The sequence below is a fragment of the Nocardia sp. NPDC050793 genome, assembly GCF_040654065.1.
Taxonomy (GTDB): domain Bacteria; phylum Actinomycetota; class Actinomycetes; order Mycobacteriales; family Mycobacteriaceae; genus Nocardia.
Genome location: NZ_JBFAHG010000002.1, coordinates 1 through 14,119, shown reverse-complemented (window position 1 = coordinate 14,119; position 14,119 = coordinate 1). Strand labels below are relative to the sequence as shown.

Sequence of the window (14,119 nt, the reverse complement as noted above, 5' to 3'; positions counted from 1 at the left end):
TCATTCACTCCTGGTCGATCGCGTGCGCTGCGGCTCACGCCTCGCGCGCGGCCTGCGGCTTCTTCGCCGCGGCCTTCTTGGATGCGGTCGCGGCGCGCGGCCGCGCGGTCTTGGTCGGGGCGGGTGGAGGGTTCTCGGCCAGCCACTGCTGATGCGCCTTGCCCAGTTCGGTGACCGGCGGTTCGTCGTAGAGCCACTCGCGCGCGATCCGATGCCAGTTCGCGGTGGCGTTGAGCTGGCCGAGCATGCCGAAGGTGAGGAAGTCGGCGCGCCGGGAGAACAGGTGCTCCGGCGGCAGGTTCTGCTGCTTCATCCCGGCGAACTCGCTGGCGCGCGGGTCGACGGCGAGCAGGAACGCGCCGCTGGCCAGTTCCGGCGTGATGGTCAGGTCCTCGTCGACCAGGCACCACTCCGAGGCCGCCAGCACGTATTCGAGGCATTCCTCGGCGCCGATCTCCTCCGGCGAGTCGATCACGCCGCGCTGAATCATCAGGTCGCGCAGGTCTTCCGCGCGATCCTCGGCGGCCGCGCGCAAACAGATGGTCTCGAAGCGCACATGCTCGGGGTCCATCCGGTTGAACAGGCCGAAGTCGAGGAAGCCGACGCGGCCGTCGTCGGCGAGCAGCACATTGCCCGGATGCGGGTCGCCGCAGAACTCGTTGAAGCTGAACAGCGAGCCGACATAGAACCGGTAGATGATCTCGCCGACCCTGTTGCGCTCGGCTTCGGGAAACTGGCGTAGCTCCTCGAAGCCCTTGCCCGGCAGGTACTCGCTGACCAGCACCCGAGTCGTGCTGAGCTCGGGCAGCGAACGCGGCACCGCGATGAACGGGTGCCCCGCGTAGAGCTCGGCGATCTGCAGCTGGGTGACGGCCTCGGTCCGGTAGTCGAGCTCGCCCTCCATGTTCAGCCGCAGCTCGTCGAGTACGGCGGGGGTGACCCACGGCATGGCGGAGGTGAGCACCTTGCGAAACATGTTGAGGTTCTTCAGATCCGCGCGCACCGCGGCGTCGATGCCCGGGTACTGCACCTTCACCGCGACCACCCGGCCGTCGTGCAGCGTTGCCCGGTACACCTGGCCGATCGAGGCGGCCGCGATCGGCTCCGGATCGAACTCGGCGAAGATCGCCGTGAGCGGCTGTCCGAAGTCCTCCTCGATCACCTGGCGCATGGCGTCGAAGGAGACGGTCGGAGCGGCGTTGCGCAGCACGGCAAGTCGCTTCTGGAAACGTTCGCGATGATTCTCGGGCACCAGGTCCAAATCGAGCACCGACATCATCTGTCCCAGTTTCATGGCGACGCCCTTCATGGTGCCGAGCACCATGACCACCTGTTCGGTGGTGCGGATCATCGATTCCTCGGCCATCTTGGCGCGCACGGCCTCGGATCTACCTCGCATGGACAGCCGCGTGCGCTGCGTCCGGAACACGGAACTGGCGGCCACCGCACCCAGCTTGGTGCCACGAGCAAGCCGGGAAGTCGGCACTTGCTTCGCCATCGAGGTACCTCCATTGGTGCCGCGGTCGGGCCGACGCGACGCGCAGGCGCGAGCCCGCGTGGCCACGTGGGGCGGTGACCAACCCCACTGTGGCACCGCTCGCGTTCAGACTAACCAACCGCGCGGCTTTGTCGAACCGGCCGTCACAGACAGGCGTACCTCTGGCTGTGCACGGGCCCATGGACGGACTGCGTCCGGCAGCGGTGCTTGCGCGTACGTGCGGTCGATCGAAGACCGCGTCCGGCGGCGTCGGTTGTGCGTACTCCGCCCGTGTCCGCGCGGCGCCTCTCCTACTCGGAGGTGTTGTTCTTCCGGACCGGCAGCACGTGCGGCTGCTCGTTGAAGGTCGCGCGAGAACCGCCCGCGCGCGCCATGCCCTCGATGGCGCTCCAGGCCATCATCGTCAGGTAGTCGATGACTTCCTCGCGGGACATCGTTTTGTCGGTGGTCCACCAGTGGGTTGCCAGCTGGATGCCACCGACCAGCACGTAGGACCAGAGCATCGAGCCCGTGGTGTCGATGCCGAGCGCGCCCGCCTTGTCCGCGATGACCGCGGAGACCACCTCGGCGAAGAGCTTCTCGAACTCGGCGAGCGAGGACGCGTCCGAGCCGCTGCCCATGATGAAGCGGTACACCTCGGGGTCCTCGTCGACGGTGCCGACGTAGGCCGCGAGCGCCGACCGCACCAGCTCGAACTCGTCGGCGTCGAGGCTGATCGCGCCGTACACCCGCGGCATCAGCGTGGTCTCGATGAACCGCTGCATTGTCGCGTGGACCAGGTCGTTCTTGTCGGAGAAGTACCGGTAGAGCACGGTCTTGGAGACGCCGATCTCCGCGGCGATCTCGTCCATGCCCGCGTTGCTGCCCCTGGCGCGGACAGCGGCGAGGGTGCCGTCCACGAGCTCTTCGCGGCGGTCGATCTTGTGCTGACGCCATCGGCGCTTGCGGCCGTCCATCCGGCCGGTGCGCACCGCAGCCGGTCGCTCGGCGCGCTCACCGATGTCGACAAGGTCTTCGGTGGACAGCGTTGGCTCCCTCGTTCGTATCGGTCGTGGACCACCAGCTTAAGTGCAGGCCAGTCGCCATAGGCGCAAATGGGGGCCGGATGCGGCAGGAACCACAGAATCGACGTCCCACGCTCCGTCCGGACTCTTCTCCGTCGCACAGCAGAATGGAGACATGGAGAAAGCTCCCGGCACTATCTCGGTCATCGACGCGCCGACTCCGGCGGCGCCGACCGGGTTCTTCGTCGACGAGGCCGCCAAGCGGCGCGACCTGTGGAAGATGAAAGCCGTTGCCACCGGCTTCCTCGCCTTCGCGACGGTGGTCTACCTGTTCTGCCGCTGGCTGGAATCGCGCGGCGGGGGCGGCGACTGGGTCGGGTACGTGCGCGCCGCGTCGGAGGCGGGCATGGTCGGCGCGCTCGCCGACTGGTTCGCGGTGACGGCGCTGTTCCGGCATCCGCTCGGCCTGCCGATTCCGCACACGGCGATCATCCGCAAGAAGAAGGACCAGCTCGGCGCCAGCCTCGGCAGCTTCGTCGGCACCAATTTCCTCGCGCCCGAAGTGGTCTCGGCCAAGGTGAATTCGGCGCAGATCTCGCTGCGTGTCGGCCGCTGGATGGCCGACCCGCAGCACGCCGCGCGGGTGGCGGAGGAGAGTGCGACGATCCTGCGCGCGGTGGTCGGGGTGCTGCGCGACGAGGACGTCGAGCAGGTCATCGACAACACCATCGTCAAGCGCATCGCCGAACCGCTGTGGGGGCCGCCGATCGGCCGGGTGCTCGCGGAGTTGCTGGCCGACAACAGGCAGTTGCCGCTGCTCGACATGCTCGCCGAGCGCGCGCACCAGTGGGCGCTCGGCAGCCAGGAGACCATCGATCGGATCGTGCTGCGCGATGCGCCGCAGTGGGCGCCGAAATTCGTGAACATTCTGCTTTCCGAAAAGATTTACCGCGAGCTGGTCGAGTTCACCTGGAAGGTGCGGTCGAATCCGGAGCACGAGGTGCGATTGGCCGCGAATCGCTTCCTCGAGGAATTCGCGCACGATCTGCAGTACGACGACGCGATGATCAAGAAGGCGGAGCGGATCAAAACGCAGATCATGGGCCGCGAGGAAATCACCGGTATGGCCGAGGCGACCTGGCGCGCGGCCAAGCGGCTCATCCTCGAGTCGGCCGACGATCCGAGCAGCACGCTGCGGCGCAAGGTGGGGGAGAATGTGCAGCAACTCGGTGAGCGGCTGCGCGACGACACCGAGATGCGAGCGAAAGTGGACGGCTGGATCGACCGCGGGGCGCGCTACCTGGTGTCGAACTACGCCAGCGAGATCACCACATTGGTCACCGACACGGTTGCCCGATGGGACGCCGAAGAGGCGAGCAAGAAGATCGAATTGCAAGTCGGGCGTGACCTGCAATTCATCAGGATCAACGGAACGGTCGTCGGATCGCTGGCCGGGCTGGTGATCTACACCGTTTCACAGCTGTTGTTCCAAGGCTGAGACAGCGGCACGCCCACGGCGTGCCTGAGGCGTGCTAACAGCGTGCTTGCAAGAGTTAGCACCCTGCCCTAGAATTGAACCCGTACAACCGCCAGAAGGTGAGTGATGGCAGACCATCCCGAGGTTTCCGCCGAGTACACCGGCAGTTCGGCCGAGCAATCGACCGGTGCCGGCGAACGAGGGGGTCGCGTCGCGAACGCGGCGCACGACATCGGAGGTTTCATCAGGGCGCAGCGCGAGGCGGCGCAAGTCTCGCTGCGTCAGCTCGCCGCGCTGGCGGGGGTGAGCAATCCGTATCTCAGTCAGATCGAGCGCGGATTGCGCAATCCCTCCGCCGAGGTACTCGCGCAGATCGCGAAGGCGCTGCGGGTGTCCTCGGAGGTGCTGTACGTACGGGCTGGCTATCTCGAGCAGCGGCCGCACAGTCCGGTCCGGGACGCCTTGCTTGCCGACACGGAGATCAGTGAACGGCAGAAGCAGGTGCTCCTGGAGATCTATGAATCGTTTCGCCGGGAAAACGGAGGGAACGAGCCAGGGGGGGAATGGGACAGCGACGTTCCGCGCACGACAACCGACACTCCGCCACGCCAGGAGAACGAAACACCATGACCGACAAGACCGTAACCGTCACCAAGCCTCTGCTCGCCGCCGTCGGCGCCGGGGATGCCGTCTACGCCGCAGCCCTGGATATCGTCACCCAGGTGCGTGAGCGCGCGGCCTCCGCCGATGTGCCCGGCCGGGTGGAGGGGGCGCGTGAGCGCTTCGCGAACGTGCCCGCCGATGTGCAGGCTCAGTTCGAGACGCTGCGCGAGCGGCTCGCCGGCCTGCCTTCCGAGCTGCCGGACGACCTGGCCGAGCTGCGCGAGAAGCTCACCTCCGAGGAGCTGCGCAGGCTGGCCGAGGAGTACTACAACAAAGTCGTCGACCTGTACGCCGACCTGGCCGTGCGCGGCGAGGAGACCGTCGAGCGGCTGCGCGCCAACCAGCTGGTCGAGGACCGGATCGACCGCGTCGAGACCCTCTACAAGGACGCGGCGGGCCGCGCGGAGGAGGTGCTCGACCGGGTCAACGGCCTGATCGGGCGCAAGGCTGCCGAGGGCGAGGCCGAGGCCGAGGAGTCCGCCGAACCGGTCGTCGAGGCCGAGGTCGTCGCGGTCACCACCGAGACCGCTCCGGCCGCGAACGGCGCGCCGAAGAAGGCTCCGGCCAAGAAGGCGCCGGCCGCGAAGAAGGCTCCGGCCAAGAAGGCCGCGCCGAAGAACGTGTAACGCGCCGGTCGAACACGCCTTGACGCCCCCGCGCAGCCTGCTGTGCGGGGGCGTCACTCGTATCATGGGTCAGGTGAATACCGTGCATGGGCTGACCACGCTGATCCTGCTCGCGCTGTGGCTCGTCGCGCTCGGTGCGACGATCTTCGCGCTGATTCATGCCATTCGCCAGCGGCCGGATGCCTTCACTGCGGTGGACAAGCAGAGCAAGCCGATCTGGCTGGCGATTCTCGGCGTGTCGCTGCTGCTTCTGCTGCTCTCGCCCGCCGGGCTGGGTCTGCTGGCCTTCGTCGCGATCATCGCGACGGGCATCTACCTGGCCGACGTGCGGCCGAAGGTGGACGAAGTCCAGCGCGGACCGCGCTGGTAATTCGCTCCTCGGCGGGTCCCTGCCTGACGCGCCCATAGACGAATTTCGCGTGCTTGCATCAGCAAGCGGACTCCGCGTCTCCGCTGGTGGCGCTCCGATCGCCGTTGCCCTTTGACCGGGCGGCGGCGATTTTCTTGTGCTTGCACTAGCTAGCAGATGCTACTTGAGGTTACTGTAATGAGCAGTAACACAAAGGAGTGTCCGAATGCGTGCACACTTGCCGCTCGCGGAGCTTCCGGAGAAGTTCCGGAGCCTGCTCGACGTACATCGCGCCAACCTCAGGGCGCGGACCTACTCGATCGCCGCGCTGAACCCGCCCACCGTGCCGCACGACGTCATCCCGGTGACGGCGCCGGACGGCACGAAGCTGCGCGTCCACGCGTACGGCCCGGTCGACGCTCCCGCCATCGTGCTGGTGCACGGCTGGACCTGCGCCATCGAATACTGGAACGCCCAGATCAACGCCTTCGCGGGCGAATACCGTGTGATCGCCTACGACCAGCGCGGACACGGTGAGAGCGAGCGCGGCTCGTCCCCGCTGACCATGGATCTGCTCGCCGACGACCTTGCCGCGGTGCTCAGGGCCGCCCTTCCCGCGGGCCGCAAGGCCGTGCTGGTCGGCCACAGCCTCGGCGGCATGACGCTGCAGGCATGGGCCGGGCGCTACCCCGAAGAGGTCACCCGGCGCGCCGAGGCGGTGCTGCTGACCAACACCGCACCGCACGGTCTGGTCGCCACCACCACCGTGGTGCCGTTCTTCAACCGGCCGCTGCCGTGGAATCGCACCGGCGTCTCGCTGCCGCGCGCCGTTGGCAAGCTCGGTCTCGGGACGCCGATCGTCTTTCCGCCGATCAAACCGGTCAAATGGGTGTTCGCCCGCCAGATCATGAGCCTCGAGTCCACCGGCGATCTGGTGGACTACAGCATGGCCGTGGTGCGTTCGTGTCCCGCGGTGGTGCGCGCCGAATTCGGCAGGCTGCTCGCGATCATGGACCTCGGCGAATCGGCCAAGAACCTGGTGGTGCCGACCACGATCCTGGCCGGGTCCGCCGACGACATGACGCCCCCGCTGCACTCCGAGATCATCGCCGAGATGCTCGACTCGGTGGGCAGCCTGGTCCGCTACCAGGTGTTGAAGACCGGCCACCTCGGCAACGTCGAGCTGTACGAGCGGTTCAACGAGGAGCTCGCCCGCGTGCTCGACTCGGTGTACACACCCGTGCGCACCGAAGCGGTCGGCTGATCAGAGACCGATCGCGCTGTCCCCGACCGGAGCCGACGCTGTCTCCGATCGGGGGCGTCGCGCGTGGGGAGTCTGCCGAACAGCGCCGGCGAGGAGGTTCGCACACACCGTCCGTACCCCTCACATAGACACCGCCTGTGTGAAGCGTGCGGAACCTGTGTGCCCTTGAAAGGGTGGCCTACCGCGTTCGCTGGCGCCCCACCTTGCTCACCGGTGTGTCGTGTACGCGGAACCGCTCAGTTGAACACGACGGTGCGGCGGCCGTGCACCAGAACCCGGCCTTCCAGATGCCAGCGCAGGCCGCGGGCCAGCACTACGCGTTCGATATCGCGGCCCTGGCGCACCATGTCGCGCACCTCGTCGGCGTGATCGATGCGGATCACGTCCTGCTCGATGATCGGGCCCGCGTCGAGTTCGGCGGTCACATAGTGGCAGGTCGCGCCGATCAGCTTGACGCCGCGGGCGAACGCCTGGTGGTACGGGCGGGCGCCGACGAACGAGGGCAGGAAGCTGTGGTGGATGTTGATCGCCCGGCCCGCCCAGTGCTCGCACAGTTCGGCGGGCAGCACCTGCATGAAGCGGGCCAGCACCACCGCGTGCGGATCGTGCGCGTCGACCAGTTCGCGAACCTGCTCGAAGGCGGGACCGCGCTCGGCCGGATCCTTCGGGAACGGCACGTGATGGAATTTCACGCCGTGCGCCTCGGTCATCGCCGCCAGATCCGGATGGTTGCCGATGACGGCCTCGATGGTGGCGGGTAGTTCACCCGCGGCGGCGCGGCCGAGCAGGTCGTGCAGGCAATGACCCTCCTTGCTGACCAGCAGTACCGCGCGGCGGCGTTCGCCGGTGTCGTGCAGCTGCCACTCCGTCTCAGGCCCGAGCCGGACGGCGACCGCGGTGAATCGGTCGCGCAGTTCCGCAATGCCGAAGGGCACCGTCGCGGCCTTGATCGCCTGCCGGGTGAAGAACCAGCCCGTCTCGGTGTCCGAGTGGTAACCGGCCTCCACGATCGACCCGCCGAACTCGGCGATGAACGAGGTGATCTCTGCGATGATGCCGGGTCGGTCCGGGCAGCCCAACGTCAGCACGAAACGGCGATCGTCCGGGGCGGATGGAGCGGAACTCATCGGCCCATCCTCGCAGGTGACGCTTCGCGCGGTACACCAGGACCGGTTGTTCCGCGCGGCCTTCCGTCGGATGCCCGGGATTCGCCGGGAGGCCTCCGGTCGCCGGATGCCGAGCTATTCGGTCACAGCTCGTAAAACGGTTCGGCGTAATGGAATTCGCCGGTGATCTGGGCTTCGTAGGTGGTGAGCGGGCGAACCTGGAAGTGCGAGACCCAGTCGGGCTCGTCCGGGGCGATGCCGAGGCGGGCGGCGGGCACGAACCCGAACCGCGGGTAGTAGTCGAGGCTGCCGAGCAGGCCGACCAGCGGTTCGTCGAGCGCGTCGGCGGCGCCGAGGGCCGCGTGCATGAGCGCCGAGCCAACGCCGACGCCCTGATGCTCCGGATGCACGCCCAACGGGCCGAGGCCGAGCGCGGGGAACGGGCCGACGGCGGCGCGGGTCAGGCAGACGTGCCCGATCACCGTGTCGAACTCCACCGCGACCAGCGACAGGGTGGGGATCCAGCCCGCGTCGCTGCGTAACCGCGCGACCAGATCGACCTCGGGTGGTTCGGCGGGCGACCGCCCTGTGGTTCCAGCGGGTGACCGCCCTGTGGTTTCAATGGGCGACCGCCCTGGGGTTTCAATGGGCGAACCCCCGGCGGCGCGTCCCGCGTTCTCGCGCGCATACAGCGCGCCGAAGGCGCTGCGGTGCACCGACGCGACGGCGGGGGCGTCCTCGGCGCGTTCGCGTCGGATCAGCACGGTGTCGTCTCCTCCCGAACGAGTTGGACCATCCGCACAACGCTCGTCACGTGGCCAGGCTTCCCGAAGCCCGCGAATCCACCGACACATACGAGTGTGCGATACGCCTCGCCAGGCACGCAACGGAATTCGCCTCGCGTATGCCAGACTCTCGAAACATGGCTGATTCCGCGTCGCTGAGCAGGGCCGAAGTGGCCGCCATCATCGATCACACCTTGCTGGCGCCGGAGGCGACGCCCGCCGAGGTCGCCGCCCTGGTGGACGAGGCGCGCGCACTGGGTGTCTACGCGATCTGCGTGTCGCCTTCCATGCTTCCGGTGCGCGCGCCGGGACTGGTGCTCGCCACGGTCGCCGGTTTTCCCTCGGGTAAACATCATTCGCTGGTGAAGGGCGCCGAAGCCAGGCTCGCGGTGGATCAGGGCGCGGCCGAGGTCGACATGGTCATCGATGTCGGTGCGGCGCTGGCGGGTGAGTACAACGCCGTGCTCGCCGACATCGTCACGGTGCGCGAGGCCATCGCCGATCGCGCGGTGCTCAAGGTCATCATCGAATCGGCCGCGCTGCCGGACGACGCGATCGTCGAGGTGTGCCGCGTCGCCGAGCGCGCGGGCGCGGATTTCGTGAAGACCTCCACCGGGTTCCATCCCGCGGGCGGCGCCGGCGCGCACGCGGTGCGGCTGATGGCCGAGACCGTCGGCGGCAGGCTCGGGATCAAGGCCAGCGGCGGCATCCGCACCGCCGAGGCCGCGGCCGAGCTGATCGCCGCGGGCGCGACCCGGCTCGGTTTGTCGAAATCCCGTGCGGTGCTGGAGGGTTTCCCCGTCTGAGCCCCGGCCGCCGCGAACGGATGCGCGGAAAACGGCCGGGGCAGAGACTGTTTCGTCGTCGGAGGTCAGCAGCGCAGTTCGGCGTTGTTGTCGGCGGCGGGCAGTTGGGTGTGGCCGCCCGCGAGCTGCACCGCGACTCCGTTGTCGGTCACCTTGATATCGGTGGCCTTCAAGCCCATCGGGTAGCTCTGCAGGCTCTGGGTCATGACATCGACGATGCCCTCGACCAGATCGGTCGGCAGGCCGATGCCGAGCAGCTCGGCCGACTTGGTCTGCACCTCGACGACACCGTTGCGCACCTCGGGATGCACCTGGAGCTGGGCGAGTCCGCCGAGCACGTCCAGCGTGATCATGCCGGTGGACGAGGAAGAGCGAACCCCGCTGACCATGCCGCCCAGCGTCTCCTGGATGCCCTCGTTGCTCCAGGTGACGTCCGCGGAGGAGCTGCCGACGCTGCCGCCGCCGTTGCCGCTGTTCACGCCCTCGAGGTCGTTGAACTTGGCGTGTACCACCATGCCGACGGCAGGACCGAACTTGTTGTCCTTGCTGTCCACGGTGACCGAGGAGACCTCCCCGTCCAGCCAGGTGATCAGCATCGGCTTGGCGCCGAAGCCCACGTCGATCTGTGAGCCCATCTCTTTCTCGAACTGGCTGCTGATGCAACGGGAGACGACGTGGCGCGCGTACGCCTCGCCGCCGACCAGGATCGTGACGAGCAACGTGGCGACCACGACCAGGGCGATCACCAGCGTGCGCTTGCTGACGTTCAGCGCTGTGGACGGCTTCGTACTCATGCGGACGATTCTTCACGACGTTTCTGTGTGCGCTCTGTGGGCGCGTTGAGGGTCTCGAATGTGACATGTGACACAGAATTCGAGCGTAGCCTGGTCTGCATGGCTGGCGATGCGGCGGGCCGCGCACCCGAATCAGTGGACCAAGGGTGGCGTGTGCTGCGCAGGTTGGCCGGCCGGCACGCCGGTTTCTTCACCACTCGCCAGGTGTTGCGCACGGGATGTGAGGCCAGGGTGCGGTCGGGGCTGGGCGACGGCTCGGTGACCAGGGCCGGCGTCGGGATGCTGCGGCTGACCGGGTGGCCGGAGGGGCCGCTGGACGAATACGCGATGTGGGCGGCCTGGTTCGACGGAGCCGCTGCCGTTTCACACCAGAGCGCGGCCGAATTGCACGGTATGGGGCGGTTGCGCCCGCGTTTCCTGCACCTGTCGGTGGGTGCGGGTCGACCGCCGGTGACCCCGCGACTCGTGGTGCTGCGCCGTCCGCTGATCGGCTCGGATGTCGAGTCGGCGGGCGCGTTCCTGGTGACCACGCCCGTGCGCACCGTGCTCGACCTGGCCGAGGCCGATATCGGGCAGGCGGCGCTGGACGAGGTGGTCGGCGACGCGGTCGCCATCCGCCGGTGCGTGGGCTCGGAAATCCGTTCGGCCAGTGTGCGTCTGCCACCCAGGGCCGCGGCCAGGGTGCACCGCGCGCTGACGGGGTTGTGAGACGCGCGGCCGTGATCATCCGATCCTGCTATGAATTCCGGGTTCGTCCGGTTTTGCCGGGCGCGCGATCGTGGCAGGGTGACTGATCATGGGGTCGGTAGGTGCGGGCAGGTGGGATCTCGTCTTTCCGTCCGGAGCGCCCGATCGGGTCGGCGACATGTTCGCCACCGCCGTGATCGCCGACGCGGTGCGCCGCTACGACGCCGATCTCGCGCAATGGGTGGAGACCTGCCGCGACTGGTCGCGCCAGTACCGCTCGGTGTTTCGCGGGATGACGGCGCTGGCGGCCAGCGCTCCCGAGGCATCGGTGGGCATCGCGGGCGAAGGACTGCGCGCCACACGGGATCTGCTGCGGTTCGTCACCGGATACACCGTGGAACCGCTGCGCGGCGTGGAGATCGCATCGGTGGCCGCGGCCGACGGGCTCGACACCGGAACCGCCCGTGGTGCGGGGAAAACCGCTCGCCGCCTCGAGGTTCCGTTCCGCGGCGCCGTGCTGGCCGAGGAGGCGCTGCAACGCAAGCTCACCGACTGGCGGCAGCGCGGCATCGTGGAACCAGGCTTCGCGGCCGCGGTGGAGCGGGTGATCGACCATCCGGAGTGGTTGGCGCTGCCGGGATTTCGGGTCGTGATCGCGGGCGCGGGTGAGCTGACACCGCTGCGCCCGCTGTTGCGCTGGGGCGCCGACGTGCTCGCCGTGGCGCGGCCGGGACCCGCTCGCTGGCGCGAACTGGTGGCCGAGGCCGAGACGGGCGCGGGCGTGCTGCGCTATCCGCTGATCGATGGGGAGCCCGGCGCCGACATCACCACTCAGTTCCCCGCCCTGGTGCACTGGATTCGAGAACACCTGGGCAGCGAGATCTTTCCGGTGTTCGGCGGGTACGTCACCCGGCGGGGTCCCGGCGGTGTCCGGCTTGCCGCCGCCCTCGATCTGCTGACCGCCGACCTGCTCGCCGCGCGGCCCGACACCGCGCTGGCCGGGACGGGATCACCGACGGACTGCTATGCGGTGCCGGAATCGGTCTTCGCGCAAGCGCATTCATGCCTTCGCGATCGGGGCGCGCGCGGCCTCGGTCAAGACGTACTGCGCGTGCTGACCCGGTCCGCCCTCTACCAGCCGAATTACCAGAGCATGGTCGCCGACACCGCGGGCGCGAGCTGGTCGGTCGCCGACGCGCTGATGTCGTTCCAAGGGCCGAATCACGCGCTCGCCCAGCGGATCCTGCGCTGGCGCGCGCTCTCCGCCCGGGCGGCGGGCCACCCCGTCTCCTACACCGTCGCACCGCCGACCTGGACCCGCGGCGTGCTGGCCCATAGCTCATCGGCCGCCGCCTTCCGCGGCGCGCATCGCTTCGGCGTCGAGATCTTCGAATCCGAGACCGCCCGCACGTTGCTCGCCGCCAAGCTGGTCGCCGATCTCAACGATCCGAGCCCGGCCGATCCGAACCCGGAAGCCCTCTTCGCGGCGGGCGCGGCGCACGGCGGGCTCTGGCGTTTGCCGTTCGAACCGCGTTCGCTCCTGCCCGTCGCGATCGTCACCGGACACCTGCGCGGGCTTCTGCGCTCGAACGAACGCGATCACTGACGGGGCGCGACGAGCGACCACGGCACCGAGAGCACGCAGTCGCGCATACGCCTGCGGTACTCGCGCACCGGAAAGCCCTGTGCGCGAAGCTGTTCCGTGGCGGCCCGCCAGCGCACGCGGGGGCCGAACGGCGCGAGCGGCGCGGCGTGTGCGTACGCGCGGTCGGCGGCGAGGAGCAAAGCGTGGATCGGCTCGCCCGGCACATTGCGGTGAATGAGCGCCTTCGGCAGGCGCTCGGCGATATCGGAAGGTCGCTCCACGGTGAATGGATCCCAGGCCAGCGTCAGCGACAGCGGGCCGGTGCGGTCCAGCAGCACCCAGGCGCAGCGGCGGCCCAGTTCGTCACACGTGCCATCCACGAGGAGGCCGTCGGGTGCCATCGCCGACAGGATGGTCGACCAGGCGTCCGGCACCGCCGGCTCCGGATACTGGCGCAGCACATTGAACGCGCGCACCAGCACGGGACGCAGACCGGCCAGCTCGAAACCGCCCCTGGCGAACGTCACGCCGTCACGGCCGGGAACCACCCGATCCGGATCGATCTCCAGACCCACCATCCGCACGTCCGGGCGCACCGTGCGCAGCCTGGCCGCCAGCTCGAAAGTGGTCCACGGGCTCGCGCCGTACCCGAGATCCACCACAAGGGGGTCGGGCGCCGCCGCCAGGCGCGCGGTGACCAGCTCGTCGTTCATCAGCCAGCGGTCGCTGCGCCGCAGCCGGTTGACGCCGGTGGTCCCCCTGGTGATCGTGCCTATCGGTTTGGTCAGCTGGTCGGGTTTCGCTCTTCCAGCCACCGCACCGTTTCCTCGGTCTCCCCGCGGAACAGGTCGACCAGATTCACCAACATCAACTGCTCCAGGCGCGGACCGACCATCGGAATGAACACTTTCGCCTCCGAGGAGAAGCGCATGGTGCACCCGGTCTCGGTGGGGAACAGCTTGATGGTGCCGCCAAGGCTGCCCGGCCCGGCCGGAATCGACGCAGAGAACTTGCCGACGGTCTCCTCGCCGTTGTACGGGCCCCAGCTCTCCTTGCGGGTGATGAGCATGTCTTTACGCATGACCGTCTGCGCGATCTCCGGCAGCATCTCGCGCGGCAAGGTGTGCTGCAGGACCACCTCGATCCCCGCATCGGTCACGTCGAGGCTGCTCACCTCGTTGGCCGGCGTGTACTTCCGCATCTCGGCGACCCGCGCCTCCCAGTACTCACGGGTCGACAGCGCCTCGTACAGCTCCTTGGTGGTGTGCAGCGGGTAGCGGGCGGAGTAGTCCAGTCGGCGTGCCATTCGGCAAAGGGTACTGAGTTGTCGGCGCGCCGGCGCGCGCGGGTTCTGTGTTTTTGGCGCGCTGGCGCGCGCGTGTTCGCGGCCTTTTATGTCTCGCTTCCGAGCGGTCGAGACTCGCGACTTCGTCGCATGCGCTTCGACCGCTCGGAAGCGAGACGGCCGCGAACGG

Annotated in this window: 15 protein-coding genes; 8 read left to right on the top strand and 7 right to left on the bottom strand. The window is 68.4% G+C overall.

Annotated features, from left to right (window positions below):
* Positions 1-34: 34 nt before the first annotated feature.
* Together AB0H50_RS05560 and AB0H50_RS05555 are read right to left on the bottom strand one after the other, a co-directional pair.
* Positions 35-1,498 (bottom strand): AarF/ABC1/UbiB kinase family protein, encoded by a 1,464-nt coding sequence (locus tag AB0H50_RS05560; protein ID WP_357447377.1) that lies wholly within the window; start codon positions 1,496-1,498, stop codon positions 35-37.
* Between the two features lie 290 nt (positions 1,499-1,788).
* Positions 1,789-2,469 (bottom strand): TetR/AcrR family transcriptional regulator, encoded by a 681-nt coding sequence (locus AB0H50_RS05555; RefSeq protein ID WP_357447374.1) that lies wholly within the window; start codon positions 2,467-2,469, stop codon positions 1,789-1,791.
* A 313-nt stretch (positions 2,470-2,782) separates the two neighbouring features.
* Between AB0H50_RS05555 and AB0H50_RS05550 the strand changes: the two genes are divergently transcribed.
* The 5 genes from AB0H50_RS05550 (at position 2,783) to AB0H50_RS05530 (ending at position 6,881) form a co-directional block, all read left to right on the top strand.
* Positions 2,783-4,000 carry a DUF445 family protein gene (locus AB0H50_RS05550; RefSeq protein ID WP_357449298.1) on the top strand — a complete coding sequence of 406 codons (1,218 nt, stop codon included), beginning with the start codon at positions 2,783-2,785 and terminating at the stop codon, positions 3,998-4,000.
* Between the two features lie 105 nt (positions 4,001-4,105).
* Positions 4,106-4,609: a helix-turn-helix transcriptional regulator gene (locus AB0H50_RS05545; protein WP_357447371.1), complete on the top strand. Its 504-nt coding sequence runs from the start codon at positions 4,106-4,108 to the stop codon at positions 4,607-4,609.
* Positions 4,606-5,268 carry a heparin-binding hemagglutinin gene (locus tag AB0H50_RS05540; protein WP_357447368.1) on the top strand — a complete coding sequence of 221 codons (663 nt, stop codon included), beginning with the start codon at positions 4,606-4,608 and terminating at the stop codon, positions 5,266-5,268. The genes AB0H50_RS05545 and AB0H50_RS05540 overlap by 4 nt, the downstream gene beginning before the upstream one ends.
* Positions 5,269-5,332: 64 nt before the next feature.
* On the top strand, positions 5,333-5,638 hold the full coding sequence (locus tag AB0H50_RS05535; protein ID WP_357447366.1) for a DUF2516 family protein: 306 nt from the start codon (positions 5,333-5,335) through the stop codon (positions 5,636-5,638).
* Positions 5,639-5,843: 205 nt separating this feature from the next.
* Positions 5,844-6,881, top strand: coding sequence for an alpha/beta fold hydrolase (locus AB0H50_RS05530; protein WP_357447363.1), 1,038 nt, complete (start codon positions 5,844-5,846; stop codon positions 6,879-6,881).
* A gap of 236 nt (positions 6,882-7,117) precedes the next feature.
* Here the strand turns inward: AB0H50_RS05530 and purU are convergent, their stop codons facing one another.
* Both purU and AB0H50_RS05520 read right to left on the bottom strand, forming a co-directional pair.
* Positions 7,118-8,008 (bottom strand): formyltetrahydrofolate deformylase, encoded by an 891-nt coding sequence (purU, locus tag AB0H50_RS05525; protein WP_357447360.1) that lies wholly within the window; start codon positions 8,006-8,008, stop codon positions 7,118-7,120.
* 122 nt (positions 8,009-8,130) lie between these two features.
* Entirely contained in the window at positions 8,131-8,751 is a 621-nt protein-coding gene (locus tag AB0H50_RS05520) for an N-acetyltransferase (RefSeq protein WP_357447357.1), read from the bottom strand.
* 158 nt (positions 8,752-8,909) lie between these two features.
* Between AB0H50_RS05520 and deoC the strand changes: the two genes are divergently transcribed.
* A complete protein-coding gene (deoC, locus tag AB0H50_RS05515) occupies positions 8,910-9,578 on the top strand; it encodes a deoxyribose-phosphate aldolase (protein ID WP_357447354.1) in 669 nt (222 codons plus the stop codon).
* 65 nt (positions 9,579-9,643) lie between these two features.
* Here deoC and AB0H50_RS05510 read toward each other — a convergent pair whose 3' ends face one another.
* Positions 9,644-10,372 (bottom strand): DUF2993 domain-containing protein, encoded by a 729-nt coding sequence (locus AB0H50_RS05510; protein WP_357447352.1) that lies wholly within the window; start codon positions 10,370-10,372, stop codon positions 9,644-9,646.
* 99 nt (positions 10,373-10,471) lie between these two features.
* Here AB0H50_RS05510 and AB0H50_RS05505 point away from each other — a divergent pair, with 99 nt between their 5' ends.
* Together AB0H50_RS05505 and AB0H50_RS05500 are read left to right on the top strand one after the other, a co-directional pair.
* Positions 10,472-11,080 (top strand): hypothetical protein, encoded by a 609-nt coding sequence (locus tag AB0H50_RS05505; RefSeq protein ID WP_357447349.1) that lies wholly within the window; start codon positions 10,472-10,474, stop codon positions 11,078-11,080.
* A gap of 88 nt (positions 11,081-11,168) precedes the next feature.
* A complete protein-coding gene (locus AB0H50_RS05500; protein WP_357447346.1) occupies positions 11,169-12,665 on the top strand; it encodes a hypothetical protein in 1,497 nt (498 codons plus the stop codon).
* On the opposite strand, the gene AB0H50_RS05495 is transcribed toward AB0H50_RS05500, so the two are convergent.
* Both AB0H50_RS05495 and AB0H50_RS05490 read right to left on the bottom strand, forming a co-directional pair.
* Entirely contained in the window at positions 12,659-13,459 is an 801-nt protein-coding gene (locus tag AB0H50_RS05495; RefSeq protein WP_357447343.1) for a class I SAM-dependent methyltransferase, read from the bottom strand. The genes AB0H50_RS05500 and AB0H50_RS05495 overlap by 7 nt on opposite strands.
* Positions 13,429-13,950: a DUF2505 domain-containing protein gene (locus AB0H50_RS05490; protein WP_357447340.1), complete on the bottom strand. Its 522-nt coding sequence runs from the start codon at positions 13,948-13,950 to the stop codon at positions 13,429-13,431. Before AB0H50_RS05490 ends, AB0H50_RS05495 begins: the two co-directional genes overlap by 31 nt.
* Positions 13,951-14,119 lie beyond the last annotated feature (169 nt).

Bases quoted from the DNA above. Each gene is read 5' to 3' on its own strand.
- AB0H50_RS05550 (WP_357449298.1), top strand. From the start codon at position 2,783: ATGAAAGCCGTTGCCACCGGCTTCCTCGCCTTCGCGACGGTGGTCTAC.
- AB0H50_RS05540 (WP_357447368.1), top strand. From the start codon at position 4,606: ATGACCGACAAGACCGTAACCGTCACCAAGCCTCTGCTCGCCGCCGTC.
- AB0H50_RS05490 (WP_357447340.1), bottom strand. From the start codon at position 13,950: ATGGCACGCCGACTGGACTACTCCGCCCGCTACCCGCTGCACACCACC.
- AB0H50_RS05500 (WP_357447346.1), top strand. From the start codon at position 11,169: ATGGGGTCGGTAGGTGCGGGCAGGTGGGATCTCGTCTTTCCGTCCGGA.
- purU (WP_357447360.1), bottom strand. From the start codon at position 8,008: ATGAGTTCCGCTCCATCCGCCCCGGACGATCGCCGTTTCGTGCTGACG.
- AB0H50_RS05545 (WP_357447371.1), top strand. From the start codon at position 4,106: ATGGCAGACCATCCCGAGGTTTCCGCCGAGTACACCGGCAGTTCGGCC.
- AB0H50_RS05510 (WP_357447352.1), bottom strand. From the start codon at position 10,372: ATGAGTACGAAGCCGTCCACAGCGCTGAACGTCAGCAAGCGCACGCTG.
- AB0H50_RS05505 (WP_357447349.1), top strand. From the start codon at position 10,472: ATGGCTGGCGATGCGGCGGGCCGCGCACCCGAATCAGTGGACCAAGGG.
- AB0H50_RS05535 (WP_357447366.1), top strand. From the start codon at position 5,333: ATGGGTCAGGTGAATACCGTGCATGGGCTGACCACGCTGATCCTGCTC.
- AB0H50_RS05530 (WP_357447363.1), top strand. From the start codon at position 5,844: ATGCGTGCACACTTGCCGCTCGCGGAGCTTCCGGAGAAGTTCCGGAGC.
- AB0H50_RS05560 (WP_357447377.1), bottom strand. From the start codon at position 1,498: ATGGCGAAGCAAGTGCCGACTTCCCGGCTTGCTCGTGGCACCAAGCTG.
- deoC (WP_357447354.1), top strand. From the start codon at position 8,910: ATGGCTGATTCCGCGTCGCTGAGCAGGGCCGAAGTGGCCGCCATCATC.